Raw genomic sequence first — 18,794 nt, 5'->3', positions numbered from 1 at the left:
CGGCGAATGCGAGTTATCCTAGTTCCGCCTGCCAAGCACAGCACCGTGATGCCGCAGCACTGTAGCCTACCCGATGGCTCCTCAGAGAGATTCGATTGGCGTGCAGGCCGCCTTGATCGCGGCCCAGGATAACGGATCAAGGAGGGGCTTGCGCTCGACCGGTTTCGGCTCCCTGGCCGCCAGAACACGGATGGACGATGCCCGCTCCCGCGAAAACGGGTGCGTTCGCATGAGAGCCATTGGCGTTTCGCCCTCAGAGTCGATCCGTTCCAAGATGGCGGCGAGCGCAGCCCCGTCTCCGCCGACGCGGGACACGGCCGCAACGGCGTAGCGATCGGCGGCCCATTCGGCATCGCGGCTGTAGGAGGCGGCGATCAGGCCGTTGGCGATGGCAGCGGTGAGCGTCGCGTCCATCGCGGATCCAATCAAATAGGTCAGCAAGATCGCGTTGCCGGCGCCGCGAATAACCTCGCGGGTCGGATCGCGGCTGGCCACATGCCCCAACTCATGGGCGAGGATGGCGGCGAACTCGTCCGGTGTGCGCGCCTCCGTGACAAGGCGCGAGAGCACGACGATCCGGCCACCGGGCAGGGCCAGGGCATTGGCTTGAGCGGAAAGGCGGATGCCGACCCGTGGCGCAGGGGACAGATCCGGTGCAAGCTCGGAGACCAATTGCTCCATGGCGCGCTGAGCGGCGGGCGAATTGCAGGTCGTCCCCTTGCCGACGATGATATCCAATTGCTTCTCAGCGAGGTCGCCAAGGTGCGCCTCGATGGAGACCGGAAGCATCGGCGCGAGCCGGTCCGCCAGATACGGCACGCCCCAGATTGCCACGCCGAGCAGCATCGCCAGTACCAGGCACGACAGGCCAAGAATCCTCAGGGCATCGCTCCTGTCCGCACGTCCCCTCCGAATCCTCGGGTTACGTGTGCGAAGTGCCGCCGCAAAGGCATCGTCCGCGATCTCAATGCGCTCCGCCGTCCCGGCGGGGCCGATCCGCACGACCAGCCCGCCGTCGTCGTCCAAAATCAGATCGCGGAGGCTCCAGTCTCGGGACAGTGCCGAGCCACGCGCAGCGAGAAGGCCATCCGCAAGACAAACGGATACTTGGACGGGTCGTGCGCTGATCCCGTCGAAATACCGACCCTGCGCGTTTAGGGCGCTCAACGCCAGCGCCTCAGAAGCCGAGTTCGAGGGCCGAAGCGGGGTCGAGCGCATCGGCCAAGCCTTCGCCCACTCCCATATCCGAAACCTTGGCGGCAGCGGTGATGATATCGAGCGCTGCGGCATTCGATATCGACAGACTCTCGGCCACCGCTCGCAATTGTCCTGCCCGCAAGACCTGAACATAGAGCACGATCGAGGTCACACCGTACCATAAGTACAATGAAACGATGGTAACCCCTGCGGCGACAAATCTCGTGTTTTGCTCGACGAGATCTTTTGTCAGTAAAGCAGCAAGAATCACGATCGCCGCCGCGGCGGTCGTCGATACGCCGAGCTTCAGAGTTCGAGCCAAGTATCTGAAATAAGGCGTGTAATAATCCCGCACCGTCAAGGTCGAGACAAGGCCGACCTCCCCAAGCCGAACCGCGCTTAAAAATACTCTGATCTCGTGGGCCCGAAAAAATGGGTACAGAAGCGGCACAATCAGAATTGCTACCGAAGCACTAACCCCCAATATGCTCGAAGCAAAACGTTCCACCAAAAAGCATGGGTCCAGCATGGAGATGTTGAAGGCAAGATGAGGACCGATCGGACTTAAAAAAGCCTCTTCAAGAGAAACGACACATGTTTTCGCCGTAAGAACGATACCAATCGACACCCAGATAGGTGAGACAATGACCAGCCAGATCAGAAGCCAAGGCAAGAGCAGCTTTCTGCCATGGGCCGTCGACTGGAAACGGCTTGTTCCGACGAGGGTGTGACGGATGCGATAGCGCTCAAGTGCAGCCCGCATAAAGGGAAAAGCCAGCCCCAGAGTGGCGATGACGAGGACGCACCATCCCAGGGTGATGAGGACATAAACGAGCGCCGACCCATCCTGTCCGAAGCGCATGCCTCGCCATGTGGTGCGACGGACCCGGTACCGACGAGCCCGGTACAGCGCGAATGGGACGAGCACGAACAGAATAGGATAGATGAATAGGCCGATATTGGGCTCAGGCGGCGCGGATAGAAATACGGCCGCGAGAATGAGAATCTGGATCGCAACGAGAATGCCGGCAGCGACCAAAGCTCCCAAGAACAAGTCCTTGCCTCGGCCTGTATAGACAGCGGGGGAACCGTCGACCAGTGTCCGGCTCCAAAAGTATTTCCTGATATTATTAATGTACCAAAATCGGTAAATACCGGCCGTGGCAACGGTCAGTAGAAATCCTTTGACCACCATTTGCCGCAGCCCGACCAAGTCCCGGTCGAACGAAATGCGCGCGATACGTGGCGCATCTGTCGAAACTTTCTGTCCGCCCATGTCGCCCTCGGCAGCCCGCGAACTCGCGGCGACGCCGAGGCATATGCATCCGAGAGGCAAACTCAAGCATTACAGACGCTATTGCACTGGAAATACGCCTGAATACATGCGAAAGTAGTGCTTGATCTTATTCAACCGCTCACAAGATGCACCTCGAAAGGTACTCAGCGCAGCAGCGCCGACTTCTCCACTTCCAGCGCATTCGCGATCTCGTCGAGCGCCGTGTGCTCGACCGCGCTGATGCCGCCGAGATCGGCGACGTCGGCGGCGATCAGGAACACGTCCTGCCGCTGCTCGATGGGCCGGTCGGCGATGGCTGAGGCGGCGCGGAGGTTCTCGATCCGCCCGGCGCGGGTCTTCGCGCGGCTGATGGCCTCGTACAGCTCCTGCTCGACGCGCAGGGTGTCGTAGGACCGTTCGAGGATCGGGTTGGCGCGGATGCCGACGATGGCCGCCTCGACCTCTTCCTCCGCCACGTCGCCGTCCGCGACGATGACGTTGGCTGCCGCCGAGACGGCCGCCTGCAGGAACATCGCATCGCCGGCATAGGACATGATCGTCCGGCCGAAGCGAAGGATGGCGTCCTGGAAAATACTCATGCCCCTCTCCCGTTGCTCCAAGATGGTGGGAGAAGGGGCCCCAGAGTCAAGCTTGTCCTCAGCAACACCGGAAACCGGATGTGTTGCCGACGCCGAACCGCGCGTTCTCCCGGTTGCGGAAGAACTCCGTCTCGGTCATCGGCTCCCGGTCGGGATGGGTGCGGCGGATGTGTTCGGCATAGACGGCGTAGTCGCCCTGCCCCACCATCAGCCGCGCCCCGTCGCAGACGCATTTCGTCAGCGTCCGCAGCTGGTTGCGAAAGCCCTGCGCCGGCATCACCGCCTTACTCCGCCGCCACCATGCGGGGCTCGGTCTCCAGCGCGGTCCAGCGGTCGGCGCGCAGCGCCTTCACGCAGGCCATGATGCCGAAGACCGCGATCGCCACGACGAGCGCGATGAACAGCGAGGCGAGCACCGCGTCGATCCGGTCGTTGAGGATGATCTGGCTCATCTGGTCGGCGTTCTTGGCCGGCGCGAGGAGCTTGCCCTCGGCGGCGGCCGTCGCGTAGCGCTCGGCGTGGGCCAGGAAGCCGATCTTCGGATCGGCCGAGAAGATCTTCTGCCAGCCCGCCGTCAGGGTGCAGATGCACAGCCACACGGTCGGGATGATCGTGACGAAGGCGTATTTCTCGCGCTTCATCTTGAAGATCACCACGGTGCACAGCGTCAGCGCCACCGCCGCCAGCATCTGGTTCGAGATGCCGAAGAGCGGCCACAGGGTGTTGATGCCGCCCAGCGGATCCGTGACGCCCTGGTAGAGGAAGTAGCCCCAGGCGCCCACCGAGATCGCGGTGGCGACGATGCTCGGCCCCCAGGCATCCGTCTTCTTGAAGCCGGGCGCCACGAGCCCCACGAGATCCTGCACCATGAAGCGGCAGGCCCGCGTGCCCGCATCCACCGCCGTGAGGATGAACAACGCCTCGAACAGGATCGCGAAGTGGTACCAGAAGGCCATCATGCCCTTGCCGCCGATGGCCGAGGAGATGATGTGCGCCATGCCCACCGCGAGCGTCGGGGCGCCGCCCGCGCGGGAGATGATCGTGTGCTCGCCGACATCGGCGGCGGTCTGGGTGATGACCTCCGGCGTCGTCGCGAAGCCGAGCTTGGTCACGGCGGCGGCGGCGGTCTCCGGCGTGGTGCCCACCAGGGCCGCCGGGGAGTTCATGGTGAAGTACACGCCCGGGTCGATCACGCAGGCCGAGACCAGCGCCATGATCGCCACGAAGGATTCCATCAGCATCGCGCCGTAGCCGACGAAGCGGCTATCGATCTCGTTGGCGATGAGCTTCGGCGTGGTGCCCGACGAGATCAGCGCGTGGAAGCCCGAGACCGCACCGCAGGCGATGGTGATGAACAGGAACGGGAACAGGCTGCCCGCCCAGACCGGGCCGGTGCCGTCCACGAACTTCGTCATGGCCGGCATCTGCAGGTGCGGGGCCACGAAGGCGATGCCGAGCGCGAGGCCGACGATGGTGCCGATCTTGAGGAAGGTCGAGAGGTAGTCGCGCGGGGCGAGCAGCAGCCACACCGGCAGCACCGAGGCGACGAAGCCGTAGCCGATCAGCATCCAGCAGAGCTGCGTGCCGGTGAAGGTGAAGGCCGGGCCCCAGACCGGGCTCGCCGCCACCTGCCCGCCGCCGACGATGGCGGCCATGAGCAGGACGAAGCCCAGCACCGAGACCTCGCCGATCTTACCGGGGCGGATGTAGCGGGTGTACAGGCCCATGAAGATGGCGATCGGGATCGTGGACATCACCGTGAAGGTGCCCCACGGGCTCTCGGCCAGGGCCTTCACGACGATCAGCGCCAGCACCGCCAGCAGGATGATCATGATGAGGAAGGTGCCGAACAGGGCGATGACGCCCGGCACCGCCCCGAGCTCGGCGCGGATCAGCTCGCCCAGCGAGCGCCCGTCCCGGCGCATCGAGACGAACAGGACCATGAAGTCCTGCACCGCGCCCGCGAGGACGACGCCCGCCAGAATCCACAGCATGCCGGGCAGGTAGCCCATCTGCGCCGCCAGCACCGGGCCGACCAGCGGACCGGCGCCCGCGATGGCCGCGAAATGGTGGCCGAACAGCACGCTCTTGTTGGTGGGGACGTAATCGAGCCCATCGTTGTGGCGCAGCGCCGGGGTCTCGCGCTTGGCGTCGAGGCGCATCACCTTGTCGGCGATGAACTTCGAGTAATAGCGGTAGGCGATCAGGTAGACGCAGACCGCCGCGACCACGATCCAGAGGGCATTCACCGCCTCGCCCCGCTCGACGGCCACGATGGACAGGGCGGCGGCGCCGAGCGCCCCGACGAGGGCCCAGGGCCCGTGCTTCTGAATGGCGGTCATGGCGTGGCCTCCCCGGCCCACGGCTCGGACGACCCTGAGAGGGCCTGTGATCTGGCCTGCGTTCTGCCGGAATTTTTACGCCGTGCAAAGATTTTCGCGAAGCTCCCGCTAGACAAACGGGGCCTCGTTGTTCGCCCGCGCCGGGCTGCTATAGGTCGGGCGCCCGCCACGGACCGGCGGGCAGGAACGCGGGCCGCTCCGAATGGCCCGCTTCGTTCGGGTGGAGACGGATGATGGCCAAGGTCGCTTTCCTGGGACTCGGCGTGATGGGCGGCCCGATGGCCGGGCATCTCGCGAAGAAAGGCCATGACGTCACGGTCTACAACCGGACGGGCGCCAAGGCGGAAGCTTGGGTGAAGGCCCATGGCGGCGCCCAGGCCGCCACCCCGCGCGAGGCCGTGAAGGGCGCTTCGATCGTCTTCGCCTGCGTCGGCAACGACGACGACCTGCGCAGCGTCGTGCTGGGCGAGGACGGGGCGCTCGCCGGCATGGAGCCGGGGGCGGTCTTCGTGGACCACACCACCGCATCGGCCGAGGTCGCTCGCGAACTCGCCGCCGCGGCGCAAGAGAAGGGCTTCGGCTTCATCGACGCCCCCGTCTCCGGCGGACAGGCCGGCGCCGAGAACGGCGTGCTGACGGTGATGTGCGGCGGTGAGCCCGAGACCTATGCGAAGGTCGAGGAGGCCATCAAGAGCTTCGCCCGCGCCTGCCGCCTGATGGGCCCGGTCGGTTCAGGCCAGCTCACGAAGATGGTCAACCAGATCTGCATCGCCGGCCTCGTGCAGGGCCTCTCGGAGGGCGTGCATTTCGCCAAGCGCGCAGGCCTCGATGTCGAGGCCGTCCTCGACGTCATCTCGAAGGGCGCCGCCGGCTCCTGGCAGATGGAGAATCGCGGCAAGACCATGAACGTGGGCAAGTTCGATTTCGGCTTCGCCGTCGACTGGATGCGCAAGGATCTCGGCATCCTGCTGGACGAGGCCCGCCGCAACGGCGCCAAGCTCCCCGTCTCGGCGCTGGTCGATCAGTTCTACGCCGAGGTGCAGGCGATGGGCGGCAACCGCTGGGACACGTCGAGCCTCGTCGCCCGTCTGGAACGCTGACGGACGCGGGCGCGGCGGCGGCTCAGCTGTCGCTGCCGAGCCCGAGGCCGCGGATGATGTCGCCGATCGGGTCGATGCGGTTCGCCTCCGGCTTCTTCACGGGGGCGACCGCTGCCGGCTCGGCCGGCTGGGTCAGCACGGCCTGACGGACCGGGGCCGGGCGCTGCGAGAGCTTGCGGCGGTGGGCACCGGCCTTGCGGCGATGCTCCGGCGCGGCCTCGGCGATGCGCGCCGGGACCGGCGGCTCGACCTGGACCGAGGTCCACGCCACGGGGGCGGGCACCGGTTGCGGGGCTTCCGCCTTGAGGACGGGGGCCGCGACGGAAACCGCAGGGGCGGCCGGCGGGTTGGCCCAGGCTTGGGGGGCCACCGTCGCGACGGGCCGCGACGGATATGTCGTGCGCTCGAAGTTGCCCGGATGCAGGATATGCGCTGCGGCGAGGAGGCCGAAAGCTGCAATCGCTGTCGTGGCGATGGTGGACTTGAAGTGTTCCATGGCGCTTCAACGTGAGGCCAAGCTAATGGTTCCGCTTGGCCCGCGCCTAGACTGCGGGAGGACTGTCTTCCTTCACCGGGACGGCGAAGACTATCCGGCGGGCCGGGCGCGGCGCTGATCCGCGATGGCGCAGCCATGGTCCATGATGTCCTCCGCGCTGGCTTGCCGCCCCCGGTAGGCGAGGAGGATGAGGCCCGGCTCCGGATCGCCGGGCCGTGTCGAGACCGCCGCGAAGGTGGTCCGCGTCAGGTCGCGGCGGCCCGGCAGGGTGGTGATGGCGGCGAAGGGATTGAACGTCTCGACATCGGTGGCGCGCACCCGCATCGCATGGAAGCGGTCATAGGCGAGCGGCACCGGGAACGGCGCCCACGCCTTGCCGACGGCGCGCCCATGGGCGTCGAGGGCATCGAGCACCTTGGGCCGCAGGCAATCGAGGTGGATGTGCAGTTGATCCTGGCTGCGCCCGCGCGCCGAATTGACCGCGAGACCGATATCGGCCTCCGGCACGCGGTTCTTCAGCGAATCCACCACGAAGTGCCGGGCCGAGAGCGCCGCCTTCCAATACGCCACGCCGCGCGGGCCGCGCAGGGGCGCGGATTCGAGCCCCGAGACCGTGTCGGTGGGCATGACCACGATATGCGTCGGCTCGCCCGGCGCCCGCAGCACCGCCGTGCCCGGCCGCTCCCCGTCGCCGAGATCGACGGCGAGGCAGGGAAAGGTCCGGTTGGCGAGCGTCTTGGCGAGGACGCAGGTCTTCAGGGCCATCCAGAGGACGTCGCGGGTCGGGTCCGACCCGGCCGAGGCGGGGAAAGCGAGCACCAGCCCGATCAACCCCGCCGACAGCGCGATCCGCCGCCGGTCAGTGGTCATGCTTGTGGCTGTGATCGTGCTCGTGATGCGCGTGGTCGTGATCGTGGCCATGGGAATGGGAATGCGAATGGCCGTGATCGTGCGCATGGTCGTGGCCCTGATGGTCATGATCATGGCCATGGTCGTGCCCGTGATCATGGCCATGATCATGCCCGTGGTGGTCGTGGCCGTGATCATGGCCGCACGTGCTGTGATCGTGGGCGGCCTTCTCCGGGCTGAAGGCGCGGCTCACCGGGGTGGCGACGCAGCCCTGGCCGCGCACCAGTTCGGCATTGGCCGGCGATGCGGGGATATGGAGCATGTCGGCGCCGATCTCGGCCTCGACATGGTTGCCGCCGAGCTGCCACGCGAGGCGCATCAGCCGGGCCGGGTTCTCCGCGCGCACCTCGAGGAGCGGTTCGGCCGCCGCCTTCACGACGACGAGCCGGCCGTCGTCGAGACGCAGGGCGTCGCCGTCCTCCAGCGAGCCGGCCTTCGGCAGGGCGACCTCGAAGGCGAGGCCCCCCGCCGCCGTCAGGCTGGACGGGAGGGCGGACCGGCCGGCATGGTCGAGTTCGACGGTGTCCGCGACGCGGTCGGCGCGCACGGCCGGGCGGCGGACGATCGTGGTGGCTTTCTGCATGGGGGCCTCGGAATTCGTCTGCGGCACGGGCGAGCCGCCTTCCGCGTGGCATAGGGCCGGAGGATGACGGGACGCAACTGCCCCGTTCATGGATCGGAACCTTGGCCGTAGGGACGGCGTTGGGTTCCTGCTAAGCTCGATTCGCAGCCAAAACGGCAAAAGCCAAAACGGATGCACAGGGGAGTTGTAGAGACATGAAGAAGACCATCGCGGCCGCCCTCGCCGGCCTCGCGGCGCTGTCGCTCGGCGCCTGCAACACGCCCGAGGACCGGGCTCTCGGCGGCGCCGGCCTCGGCGCGCTGGCTGGCGCGGCCATCGGCGGCGCGGCGACCGGCCGGGCCGGCGGCGCCCTCGCGGGTGCGGCCATCGGCGGCGCCGGCGGTGCCATCGTCGGCGCCTCGACCGCGCCGCGCTGCCCCTACGGCACCTATCGCGACGCCTACGGCAACGTCTACTGCCGCTAAGCTACGATCGGCCGGGAGACATCCCGGCCCTTCCACCCCGGGCGCCGCCGGTCTATCGGGTGGCGGCCGGGGCCATCCCGGCGGATGATCTCAAAGCCGCCCGATGAGCCACGACAGCCGGACGCCCACGCCTCGCGCCTCCGGGATCTGGGGCAAGCTCGGCGGTGCCGGCATCGGGCTGGCGGTCGGAGGCCCCCTCGGCGGGCTGATCGGCGGCGTCGCCGGCCATTTTCTCGTCGACCGGGTCGGCGCGCCCTTCGGCCCGACCCCGCGCGACGTGATCTTCACCACCGGACTCGTGGCGCTGGCGGCCAAGATGGCCAAGTCGGACGGCGTCGTCGCGCCCTCGGAGGTCGAGGCCTTCGCCCGCGTGGTGCATGTCGAGCCCTCGGCCCAGGCCGGGGTGACGCGCCTGTTCGACCTCGCCAAGCGCACCACCGACGGCTACGAGGCCTATGCCCACCAGCTCGCGGCGACCTTCGGCGACGAGCCGGCCCTGCTGGAGGACGTGCTCGACGGCCTGTTCCAGATCGCGGGCGCGGATGGGGCGATCCACGCGGCGGAGGAGCAGTATCTGCGCGCCGTCTCGGCGATCTTCGGCTTCGAGGAGGCCGCATTCCGGCGCATCGCCGCGCGGCATGTCCGGCTGAAGGACGACCCCTATGAGGTGCTGGGCCTCGATCGTGCCGCCGACGACGCGGCGGTGAAGGCCCGCCACCGGAGCTTGGTGTCCGAGCACCACCCCGACCGCGCTTTGGCGCGGGGCCTGCCCCCGGAGGCCGTGGCCATCGCCAGCAAGCGCCTCGCGGCGATCAACGCCGCCTACGATCTGGTCGCGGCCGAGCGGGGGTTACGGTAGGGCCGTCGCGGCGCACGAGAGGGCCGCCCTACAGCGTGTAGGGCTCCCGAATTCCCGCGTCGCCCGGTGGAAAATCCTTGGTGTTGCGGGTCACGAGCAGTCGCCCGGTGATCTGTGCCGTCGCCCAGATCACCGCATCGGGGAGCTTGATGCGGTGGCTGCGCCGCAGGTCCACGGCGCGATGGGCGATCGCGTCGTCCAGTGGGATGACCTTGAAGCCTTCGAGGAAATGCCGCGTCGGCTCGATCAGGTCGGCCTTCGCTCCGACCATCACTTCCATCCATGTGATGATGCTGATCGCCCGGTTCTCGAAGCGCCCGATCTCCTCGCGAGCCTGCCGAACCGCGTTCAGATTGTCGATGAGGATGTTGGTGTCGAACAGGGCGCCTACCATTCGCTCCGCGCCTTGTCCTGAAAGGCCAAGCCATCGACAGTGCCCTTGCCCCAGAGTCCGAAGCCGTCCTCGACCTGCTCGCGGCGATGGCGGTCGAGATAATCGTCGATGGCGGCGCGGATCAGCGCGGCGCGCGATTGGCGCTTCCGCTTGGCGAGACTATCCAGCGCCGCCAGCTGCGCGTCATTCATATCGACGAGAGCCCGCATTCTCTCCCTCCGTGATATCGGACATGGATATCACATATCCCGTGCCGCGAAAAAGGGAACGTGGCGTGCGTTCGGCACGAGAGCTTGGAAGCGACCGATGACCCTCACTCCCGACACCCCCCTCGCCCGCAAGGTGGCGCCGTCTCCGAACCAGGGGGACCGGCGGGGCCTGCGGCCGGACATGCTGATCGTGCACTACACCGGCATGGAGAGCGGCGCGGCGGCCCTGGCGCGGCTGCGCGACCCGATGAGCGAGGTCTCGGCCCATTACGTCGTGTTCGAGGATGGCGGCACGGTGCAGCTCGTCGCCGAAGCCGCGCGGGCGTGGCACGCCGGGGCGGGGGCGTGGAAGGGTGTCACCGACATCAACTCCCGCTCCATCGGCATCGAGATCGTTCATCCCGGCCATGTCGGCGGGTTGCCGCCCTATCCCGAGGCGCAGATCGCGGCGGTGATCGCGCTCGGCCTTGACATCGCGGGGCGCTGGGGCATCCCGCAGGCGCGGGTGCTCGCCCATTCGGACATCGCGCCGGAGCGCAAGGAAGACCCCGGCGAGACCTTCCCCTGGCTCCGCCTTGCGGAGGCCGGGCTCGGCCATTGCGTGCCGTCCGCCCCCCTGCGGGACGGGCGCTTCTTCGCGGAGGGCGATGCCGGCCAGCCGGTGGAGGCACTGCAGGCGATGTTCGCCCTCTACGGCTACGACCTGCCGGTGAACGGCACGTTCGATGCCCGGACGAAGGCGGTGGTCACCGCCTTCCAGCGCCATTTCCGGCAGATGCGGGTCGATGGCGTCGCCGACAGCTCCACCATCACCACGCTCCGCGACCTGCTGGCGAGCCTGCCGGCCGCCTGAGGCTCAGGCGCGGTGCGCCCGCGTCTCGCCCTCGGGCACGGTCGCGTCACCGCGGGTGCGCCACAGGCTGTAGGCGACGCCGCCCAGCAGCAGGACCAGGGTGACGACCAGGGACACCCAGGGCTGCACCTTCACGAGCCCGAACGTGTCCGCCGCCACGATCTTCGCGCCGATGAAGATGAGGATGAAGGCCAGCGCCGTCTTCAGGTAGGCGAAGCGGTCCACCATCGCGGCCAGCGCGAAATACAGAGCGCGCAGGCCGAGGATCGCGAAGATGTTCGAGGTGTAGACCACGAAGGTGTCGGTGGTGATCGCGAAGATCGCCGGCACGCTGTCGACGGCGAAGATGACGTCCGCGCCGTTCACCAGCACCAGCGCCAGGGCGAGGGGCGTGAACCACAGGGCCTTCCGCCCGGTCTCCGGGTCGGTCTTGCGCACGGTGAACTTCTGGCCGTGCAGCTCCGAGGTGACGCGGAAGCGGCGCCGGATCCACTGGACGATCTTGCTGTTCCCGAAATCGCCCTGCTCCTCATGGCCGGAGAACAGGATCTTGAGGCCGGCATAGATCAGGAAGGCCGCGAACAGCGACAGGATCCAGTGCACCTGATGCACCAGGGCCGCGCCGAGGCCGATCATCAGCCCGCGCAGGAGCACCGCCGCGAGGATGCCCCAGAGCAGCACCCGGTGCTGCGCCGTGCGCGGCACGCCGAGCCCGGTGAGGATCATCGCGATGACGAAGACGTTGTCCATCGACAGCGACTTCTCGACCACGAGGCCGGTGACGTATTCCTCGGCCGGCGTCCAGCCGAGTTCCCACCAGATGAAGCCGCCGAAGGCGAGGCCCAGGGTCAGGTAGAACGCGGTGAGGCCCAGGCTCTCGCGCACGCCGATCTCGTGATCCTTGTCGCGGTGCAGAAGACCGAGATCGAAGGCGAGAAGGGCCGCGATGAGCACGTGGAAGCCGAGCCACATCCACAGCGGCTTGCCGAGCCATTCGACATACAGAAAATCGACCATAGGCGGGACCTGATGCTCCTTCCGGGAGGAAAGCATCGACTCCGACATCACGGACGCCTCAAGGAGCGTCCGCCAGAGGGGCCCGCAGTCGATGCCCGCGACGTAAGAGGCTGAACGAGGCGAATCAAGGGCGGCACGGGCCGATCCCCAGCGCTTGACAGGCAACCGTGCGACGCGCCTCTCGGCGCCATGGTGCAAGGATGCGACATCGCGGTGATCGGCGGCGGCCCGGCCGGGCTGGCGGCGGCGGAGCTTCTTGCGGCTTCGGGCCGCACGGTCACGCTCTACGACCGGATGCCCTCCCTCGGGCGCAAGCTCCTCATGGCCGGGCGCGGTGGTCTCAACCTCACCCACAGCGAGCCCCTGCCCGCCTTCCTCGCCCGCTACCATCCGGCGCAGAGCCTGACCGGGGCGATCCGGGCCTTCCCGCCCGATGCCCTGCGGCATTGGTGCGCCGAACTCGGGCAGCCGACCTTCGTCGGGTCGAGCGGCCGGGTCTTCCCCGAGAGCTTCAAGGCTTCGCCCCTGCTGCGGGCGTGGCTCGCCCGCCTGGGGGATCACGGCGTCGCGATCCGCCCCCGCCACCGCCTCACCGGGATGGCGGAGGGCGCCCTGACCTTCGAGACGCCGGAAGGCAGCCTCACCGTGCGCCCCAGCGCGACGCTGCTGGCCCTCGGCGGGGCGAGTTGGCCGCGCCTCGGTTCGGACGGCGCCTGGGTGCCACTCCTCGAAGGGCTCGGCGTGCCGGTCGCGCCCCTGCGCCCGGCCAATGCCGGCTTCGCCTGCGCATGGTCCGACACGTTCCGCGAGCGCCATGCGGGCACGCCGCTGAAGCGCATCGCCCTCACCGTCGCGGGTGAGACCGTGCCCGGCGAGGCCATCGTGACGCGGACGGGGCTCGAAGGCGGAGCGGTCTACGCCCTGTCACGCCCCTTGCGCGAGGCGATCCTCGCGGAGGGTTCGGCGCGGCTCGTGGTGGATCTCCGGCCGGACCTCGGCGTCGAGGCGCTGGCGGCGCGGCTCGCGAACGGGCGGAAGGGCGATTCCCTGTCGGCCCGGCTGCGCAAGGCCGCCGGCCTGTCGCCCGTCGCCATCGGCCTGATGCGGGAGGCGGCGGGCGCCGCCCTGCCGGCCGATCCCGGCGCCCTCGCGCGGCTCATCAAGGCGGCACCGCTCACCCTCACCGGCATGATGGGCCTCGACCGGGCGATCTCGACGGCCGGCGGCGTGGATCTCGGCGCCCTCGACGGCAATGCCATGCTGCGGGTGCGGCCCGGCCTGTTCCTGGCGGGCGAAATGCTCGACTGGGAGGCGCCGACAGGCGGCTACCTCCTCCAGGGCGCGATTGCGGGCGGCCGGGCGGCCGCCGGGGGGATGCTGCGCTGGCTGGCGGATCAGGGCTTGGCGCAGAAGCCGACGAGGCCGGTGGCCTCGGACGGGCAGGACGCGCCCTCGCCCTCGTAGGTCACGCTGCCGCCGCCGAGGCAGCGGGCGGCGACCAGCACCTCGCCCTCGTCGCAGGTGGCGGAACAGGTGCCGCCGCATTCGGTCTTGCGCAGCACCCGGAAGGACGACGTCGCCGCCGCGCCGGGCTTGCCGGGCTCGCCGCGTCCGCCGACCGGGCCACGGGGGCCGGCGGGTCCCGCCTCGCCCTTCGCGCCGGGCAGGCCGGGGGTGCCGACCTCGCCCTGCGGCCCGGCCGGTCCCTGATCGCCCTTCGGACCCGCCTCACCCTTCGGACCCATCTCACCCTTGGGCCCCGCCTCGCCCTTCGGGCCGGCTTCGCCCTTGGGGCCGGTCTCGCCCTTCTCTCCGGCGGGTCCGGGCGCACCCTGCGGCCCGGCCGGGCCGGGGGGGCCTTCCGGCGCGCAATTGGCCACGACCACCTCGCGCTCGTCCTCGCCGCTCTTGAGCGTGACGACGCAGGTCGCGGGCTTGTAGGGCAGCTTGAACACGAACCGGCCGCGCTTGTCGGCCTGGATCGAGGTCTCGCCATCCATCTCCACGATGGCGCCGGGCTTGCGCACCGAGCCCGACAGGCGAAGGTCCCCCGCCTCGATCCGCGCATCGTAGACAGCGATGGGCTGGCTCGGCGCCTGCGGACGGCGCGGGGGCGCGGCCCGGCGCGCGGGGGCCGGCGCCCCCTGGCTCATGCCCGGATCCGTCGACGCCGGCTGGGCGACGACGGGGGCGGTGAGGCCCACCAGCAATGGCAGAACGAGGGCTGCGCGCATGCTCGACCCGGATCTCGACCGCCCCGGTCGGGCGGCGGCGGACCTTGGCTTTGCAGCCAAGTATCGTCAATTGAAAAACTCGGTAGTTTCACACCCCTCGGATGCGACCTCCGCAGGGGCCGTCCGTCACTCCACGGTGACGGATTTCGCGAGGTTGCGGGGCTGATCGACGTCTTTCCCCATCACGACGGCGACGTGATAGGCGAGGAGTTGCACAGGCACCGCGTAGACGATGGGCGCCACGATGGGATCGAGGGCCGGCATGGTGAAGGTCGCCATCGTGTCGAGCCCGTGCTCCGCCGCACCTTGCGCGTCGCCGATGAGCACGATCCGCCCGCCCCGCGCCGCGACCTCCTGCATGTTGGAGACCGTCTTTTCGAACACCGCGTCATGCGGGGCGATGACGATGACCGGCACGCTCTCGTCGATGAGGGCGATCGGCCCGTGCTTCAATTCGCCGGCGGCATAGCCCTCAGCGTGGATGTAGCTGATCTCCTTGAGCTTCAGGGCGCCTTCCAGCGCCATCGGGTAGCTCGTGCCGCGCCCGAGATAGAGCACGTCCCGCGCCTTCGCGACCTCGCGGGCGAGGCCCTCGATGTCCGGCTCCTGCGCCAGCGCTTCGGCCATGAGGCCCGGCGCCTTGATGAGCCCGTCGATCAGCCGCCGCTCGGCCGCCGCATCGAGGGTGCCCCGCGCCCGGCCCGCCGCGATGGCGAGGCAGAGGAGCACGGTGAGCTGGCAGGAGAACGCCTTGGTCGAGGCCACGCCGATCTCCGGCCCGGCCAGCGTCGGCATCACCACGGAGGATTCCCGCGCGATGGTCGAGGTCGGCACGTTCACGACGCTCAGCGTGTGCTGGCCCTGGCTCTTGGCGTAGCGAAGGGAGGCCAGGGTGTCGGCGGTCTCGCCCGATTGCGAGATGACCAGCGTCAGCCCGTCGCGCTCCAGGGGCGCCTCGCGGTAGCGGGCCTCGGACGCGACGTCGATTTCCACCGGCAGGCGGGCGATCTGCTCGAACCAGTAGCGGGCCACGAGGCCGGCATAGAAGGCCGTGCCGCAGGCGGTGATGTAGACGCGGCTGAGCTTGGCGAAATCGAAGGGCAGCGCCTCCGGCAGGATCACCCGGCCCTCGGCCATGTCGACGTAATGGGCCAGCGTGCGGCCCACGACCTCCGGCTGCTCGTGGATCTCCTTCGCCATGAAGTGGCGGTACTCGCCCTTGTCGACCCGGAACGCCTGGGTGGCGATGGTCTGGCGGGGGCGCTCCACCACGGCGCCGGAAGCGTCGCGGAACTCGGCGCCCTCGCGGGTGAGGATCGCCCAATCACCCTCATCGAGATAGGCGATGGCGTCGGTGAAGGGGGCGAGCGCCAGGGCGTCGGAGCCGAGATAGGTGGCACCGTGGCCGTAGCCGACCGCGAGCGGCGCACCGTGCCGGGCGCCGATCAGCAGGTTCTCCTGTCCCGCGAAGATGAAGCCGAGGGCGAAGGCCCCGCGCAGGCGCGGCAGGGCGGCGGCTACCGCCTCGACCGGGCCGGCACCCTTGTCCATCAGGCGGCTGACGAGTTGCACGACGACCTCGGTGTCGGTGTCGCTCTCGAAGCGGATGCCCTCCCCTTCGAGCTCCTGCTTCAGCTCGCGGAAATTCTCGATGATGCCGTTATGCACGACGGCGACGCGCGCCGTGGCATGGGGGTGGGCGTTCACCTCGGTGGGGCGGCCGTGGGTCGCCCAGCGGGTGTGGCCGATGCCGATGGTGCCGGTCAGCGGCTGCTCGGCGAGCCTCGCTTCGAGGTTGACGAGCTTGCCCGAGGCGCGGCGGCGCTGGAGGCTGCCGTGTTCCAGGGTGGCGATGCCGGCGGAATCGTAGCCCCGGTATTCGAGGCGGCGCAGCGCCTCGATCACCTGTCCCGCCACTGCGTCGCGCCCGACGATGCCGACGATGCCGCACATGTTCCGTCTTCCATTCGCAGGGCCGCCCGGCCGGGGGCCAGGCCCATATATGCGGTCGAGGTTAGCGCATCGCAGCGGCCAGACCCAGCGGCCGGGGCGCGGACCTATTCCGCGTAGGTGTCGCCGTCCCGCGTGAGCACCCGCTTGATGCTCGCCAGATGCAGCCGGGCGCTCTCGGGGTCGCCCTCGCGCATCTGTGCGGCAGCGGCCCTGGCGATGGCCGGATCGACCGGCAGGAGCCGCCGGCCCGTGGAGAGGGCCTTCACCTGAACCTCGGCGGCGCGCTCCAGGTAATAGAGGTCGTCCCAGGCTTCCGCGATGGTCGGGCCCGTGACCATCACCCCGTGGTTGCGCAGGAACACGATGTCGGCGTCGCCCAGCGTCGCGGCGATGCGGTCGCCCTCGGCCTCGTCCAGGGCGAGGCCGTTATAGGCATCGTCCACCGCCGTGCGGCCGTGGAACTTCAGCGCCGTCTGCCCGGCATAGGCCAGGGGCTCGCCCTCCGTCATGCTCAGCGCCGTGGCGTAGGGCATGTGGGTGTGGAACGCCGCCCGGGCGCGCGGCACGTTCCGGTGCACGCGGGCATGGATGAAGAAGGCCGTCGCCTCCGGCTGGCCGTCGCCCTCGACCACCCGCCCGTGGAAGTCGCAGACGAGGAGGCTGGAGGCCGTCACCTCGCAGAAGGCCAGCCCGTAGGGGTTCACGAGGAACAGGTCGTCCCGCCCCGGCACCATGGCCGAGAAGTGGTTGCAGATGCCCTCTTCCAGACCGTAGCGCGCGGCCATGCGGAAGCAGGCGGCGAGGTCGACGCGCGCCTGCCATAGCGCCTCGCGGTCGATGGCGCCGAGGTCGACCTTGCCGCCCTCCACCACGCGGAATTCATGAGCCATGTCGTATCACCCCCTCGCCTTCCGGGCTTACCGGCCTGTGCGCCGTTCCTTCAGGGCGAGCAATCGCTCGCGCATCCGCACCGCCCAGCCGGGCCGCACCTCCTGCCGGCCGCGCGCCACCGCCAGGGCGCCCTCCGGCACGTCCTGCGTGATGACCGAGCCGGCCGCGACCAGGGCCCCGGCCCCGATCGTGACGGGGGCGACGAGAGCCGAGTTCGAGCCGATGAAGGCCCCCGCGCCGATGCTGGTGCGGTGTTTGAACACGCCGTCGTAATTGCAGGTGATGGTGCCCGCGCCGACATTGGCCTTCGCCCCCACCTCGGCATCGCCGAGATAGGTGAGGTGCGCCGCCTTGGCGCCCGGCCCCATGCGGGTGTTCTTGAGTTCCACGAAGTTGCCGATCTCGGCGCCCTGTTCCAGCACCGCGCCGCCGCGCATCCGCACGAACGGCCCGATTTTCACCCCCGCCTCCAGGCGGACATCCGTCAGATGCGCGAAGGCCCGCACCGTGCAGCCGTCGGCCACCGTCACGCCGGGGCCGAACACCACGTTCGGCTCCACGGTCACGTCGCGGCCGAGCACCGTGTCGTGGCTGAGGAACACCGTCTCCGGCGCCGCCAGGGTCGCGCCGCCCAAGAGCGCCGCCCGCCGCAGGCGGGCCTGCACCACCGCCTCGGCGGCGGCGAGCTGCACCCGGTCGTTGACCCCCTGCGCCTCCGGCTCGTCCACCGGCACGACCGCGACGGTGAGCCCGTCGGCCACCGCCAGGGCCACCGCGTCGGGCAGGTAATATTCGCCGGCCGCGTTGTCGTTGCCGATCCGCTCCAGCAGCCTCAGGGCATGCGCGCCGCCGAGGGCCATGAGGCCGGCATTGCACAGGCGCACCTGCCGCTCGGCGGGGCTCGCATCCTTCTCCTCGCGGATCGCGACGACGCGCTCGCCCTCGGTGAGCACCCGCCCGTAGCCGGTGGGGGTCTCCGTCTCGAAGGCGAGCACGGCGACCGCCGCCCCGGCGGCGAGCGGCGCGCGCAGGCGGGTGAAGGTCTCTGCGGTGACGAGGGGCGTGTCCCCGAAGGCGACGATCACGTCGTCGGCGGCTTCGGCGAGGAGGGCGCGGGCGGCCAGCACCGCGTGCGCGGTGCCCAGCCGCTCGGCCTGGGCGAAGACGCCCGCGCCCGGCGCCTGCCGCTCGATCTCGGCGGCGACGTCGGCCCGGCCGGGCTCGGCCACGACGCCGACCCGCGTCGCGCCGGCTTCACGCACGGCGGCGAGCACATGGCCGAGCATGGTCCGCCCGGCGACCTTGTGGAGCACCTTCGGCAGGTCGGAGCGCATCCGCGTCCCCTTGCCGGCGGCGAGGACGATGGCAGTCAGGCTGCGCGGCGAGGAAGAGGTCGTCATCACGAAGTCCGATCGGGG

20 protein-coding genes are annotated in these 18,794 nt (G+C 69.3%); 5 read left to right on the top strand and 15 right to left on the bottom strand.

The genetic code is table 11. The features are described 5' to 3' along the window. Positions 1-81 precede the first annotated feature (81 nt). The 5 genes from ACXJ1Y_RS19940 to ACXJ1Y_RS19920 form a co-directional block, all read right to left on the bottom strand. Positions 82-1,218: a M48 family metallopeptidase gene (locus tag ACXJ1Y_RS19940; RefSeq protein WP_463847826.1), complete on the bottom strand. Its 1,137-nt coding sequence runs from the start codon at positions 1,216-1,218 to the stop codon at positions 82-84. Beyond that, the gene (locus ACXJ1Y_RS19935) at positions 1,178-2,473 is read right to left on the bottom strand and encodes a DUF898 family protein (RefSeq protein ID WP_463847825.1); all 1,296 of its coding nucleotides are present in this window, start codon (positions 2,471-2,473) and stop codon (positions 1,178-1,180) included. Before ACXJ1Y_RS19935 ends, ACXJ1Y_RS19940 begins: the two co-directional genes overlap by 41 nt. Before the next feature lie 164 nt (positions 2,474-2,637). After that, entirely contained in the window at positions 2,638-3,072 is a 435-nt protein-coding gene (locus tag ACXJ1Y_RS19930) for a tellurite resistance TerB family protein (RefSeq protein ID WP_463847824.1), read from the bottom strand. Between the two features lie 58 nt (positions 3,073-3,130). Then, positions 3,131-3,349, bottom strand: coding sequence for a YbdD/YjiX family protein (locus tag ACXJ1Y_RS19925; protein ID WP_463850185.1), 219 nt, complete (start codon positions 3,347-3,349; stop codon positions 3,131-3,133). 7 nt (positions 3,350-3,356) lie between these two features. Next, complete coding sequence (locus tag ACXJ1Y_RS19920; RefSeq protein WP_463847823.1) at positions 3,357-5,414, bottom strand: carbon starvation CstA family protein; 2,058 nt, start codon at positions 5,412-5,414, stop codon at positions 3,357-3,359. A 56-nt stretch (positions 5,415-5,470) separates the two neighbouring features. Here ACXJ1Y_RS19920 and ACXJ1Y_RS19915 point away from each other — a divergent pair, with 56 nt between their 5' ends. After that, complete coding sequence (locus ACXJ1Y_RS19915; RefSeq protein ID WP_463850184.1) at positions 5,471-6,514, top strand: NAD(P)-dependent oxidoreductase; 1,044 nt, start codon at positions 5,471-5,473, stop codon at positions 6,512-6,514. Positions 6,515-6,536: 22 nt separating this feature from the next. On the opposite strand, the gene ACXJ1Y_RS19910 is transcribed toward ACXJ1Y_RS19915, so the two are convergent. The 3 genes from ACXJ1Y_RS19910 to ACXJ1Y_RS19900 form a co-directional block, all read right to left on the bottom strand. Further along, positions 6,537-7,010 (bottom strand): hypothetical protein, encoded by a 474-nt coding sequence (locus ACXJ1Y_RS19910; RefSeq protein ID WP_463847822.1) that lies wholly within the window; start codon positions 7,008-7,010, stop codon positions 6,537-6,539. Between the two features lie 90 nt (positions 7,011-7,100). Continuing rightward, positions 7,101-7,880, bottom strand: coding sequence for a CDP-diacylglycerol diphosphatase (locus ACXJ1Y_RS19905; protein ID WP_463847821.1), 780 nt, complete (start codon positions 7,878-7,880; stop codon positions 7,101-7,103). Next, positions 7,870-8,502, bottom strand: coding sequence for an urease accessory protein UreE (locus ACXJ1Y_RS19900; protein WP_463847820.1), 633 nt, complete (start codon positions 8,500-8,502; stop codon positions 7,870-7,872). Before ACXJ1Y_RS19900 ends, ACXJ1Y_RS19905 begins: the two co-directional genes overlap by 11 nt. 194 nt (positions 8,503-8,696) lie before the next feature. Here ACXJ1Y_RS19900 and ACXJ1Y_RS19895 point away from each other — a divergent pair, with 194 nt between their 5' ends. Together ACXJ1Y_RS19895 and ACXJ1Y_RS19890 are read left to right on the top strand one after the other, a co-directional pair. Continuing rightward, a complete protein-coding gene (locus ACXJ1Y_RS19895) occupies positions 8,697-8,966 on the top strand; it encodes a YMGG-like glycine zipper-containing protein (RefSeq protein ID WP_243958803.1) in 270 nt (89 codons plus the stop codon). 103 nt (positions 8,967-9,069) lie between these two features. Continuing rightward, on the top strand, positions 9,070-9,825 hold the full coding sequence (locus ACXJ1Y_RS19890) for a TerB family tellurite resistance protein (RefSeq protein WP_463847819.1): 756 nt from the start codon (positions 9,070-9,072) through the stop codon (positions 9,823-9,825). 28 nt (positions 9,826-9,853) lie between these two features. Here the strand turns inward: ACXJ1Y_RS19890 and ACXJ1Y_RS19885 are convergent, their stop codons facing one another. Further along, positions 9,854-10,219 carry a type II toxin-antitoxin system VapC family toxin gene (locus tag ACXJ1Y_RS19885; protein ID WP_463847818.1) on the bottom strand — a complete coding sequence of 122 codons (366 nt, stop codon included), beginning with the start codon at positions 10,217-10,219 and terminating at the stop codon, positions 9,854-9,856. After that, the gene (locus ACXJ1Y_RS19880) at positions 10,213-10,428 is read right to left on the bottom strand and encodes a ribbon-helix-helix protein, CopG family (protein WP_463847817.1); all 216 of its coding nucleotides are present in this window, start codon (positions 10,426-10,428) and stop codon (positions 10,213-10,215) included. Before ACXJ1Y_RS19880 ends, ACXJ1Y_RS19885 begins: the two co-directional genes overlap by 7 nt. A gap of 97 nt (positions 10,429-10,525) precedes the next feature. On the opposite strand from ACXJ1Y_RS19880, the gene ACXJ1Y_RS19875 reads away from it, so the two are divergent. Then, positions 10,526-11,281 (top strand): N-acetylmuramoyl-L-alanine amidase, encoded by a 756-nt coding sequence (locus ACXJ1Y_RS19875; protein ID WP_463847816.1) that lies wholly within the window; start codon positions 10,526-10,528, stop codon positions 11,279-11,281. A 3-nt stretch (positions 11,282-11,284) separates the two neighbouring features. On the opposite strand, the gene ACXJ1Y_RS19870 is transcribed toward ACXJ1Y_RS19875, so the two are convergent. Then, positions 11,285-12,298: a TerC family protein gene (locus ACXJ1Y_RS19870; protein WP_463847815.1), complete on the bottom strand. Its 1,014-nt coding sequence runs from the start codon at positions 12,296-12,298 to the stop codon at positions 11,285-11,287. Positions 12,299-12,487: 189 nt separating this feature from the next. On the opposite strand from ACXJ1Y_RS19870, the gene ACXJ1Y_RS19865 reads away from it, so the two are divergent. Next, complete coding sequence (locus tag ACXJ1Y_RS19865; RefSeq protein WP_463847814.1) at positions 12,488-13,762, top strand: TIGR03862 family flavoprotein; 1,275 nt, start codon at positions 12,488-12,490, stop codon at positions 13,760-13,762. On the opposite strand, the gene ACXJ1Y_RS19860 is transcribed toward ACXJ1Y_RS19865, so the two are convergent. The 4 genes from ACXJ1Y_RS19860 to glmU form a co-directional block, all read right to left on the bottom strand. Further along, a complete protein-coding gene (locus ACXJ1Y_RS19860; protein ID WP_463847813.1) occupies positions 13,693-14,532 on the bottom strand; it encodes a collagen-like protein in 840 nt (279 codons plus the stop codon). The genes ACXJ1Y_RS19865 and ACXJ1Y_RS19860 overlap by 70 nt on opposite strands. 126 nt (positions 14,533-14,658) lie before the next feature. Further along, positions 14,659-16,485 (bottom strand): glutamine--fructose-6-phosphate transaminase (isomerizing), encoded by a 1,827-nt coding sequence (glmS, locus tag ACXJ1Y_RS19855; RefSeq protein WP_463847812.1) that lies wholly within the window; start codon positions 16,483-16,485, stop codon positions 14,659-14,661. Between the two features lie 104 nt (positions 16,486-16,589). Continuing rightward, on the bottom strand, positions 16,590-17,375 hold the full coding sequence (locus tag ACXJ1Y_RS19850; protein ID WP_463847811.1) for an aldolase: 786 nt from the start codon (positions 17,373-17,375) through the stop codon (positions 16,590-16,592). 27 nt (positions 17,376-17,402) lie between these two features. Continuing rightward, positions 17,403-18,776 carry a bifunctional UDP-N-acetylglucosamine diphosphorylase/glucosamine-1-phosphate N-acetyltransferase GlmU gene (gene glmU, locus ACXJ1Y_RS19845; protein WP_463847810.1) on the bottom strand — a complete coding sequence of 458 codons (1,374 nt, stop codon included), beginning with the start codon at positions 18,774-18,776 and terminating at the stop codon, positions 17,403-17,405. Positions 18,777-18,794: the final 18 nt, after the last annotated feature.

The organism is Methylobacterium sp. TK26 (assembly GCF_055361565.1).
This window is presented reverse-complemented; position numbering and strand designations above follow the sequence as displayed.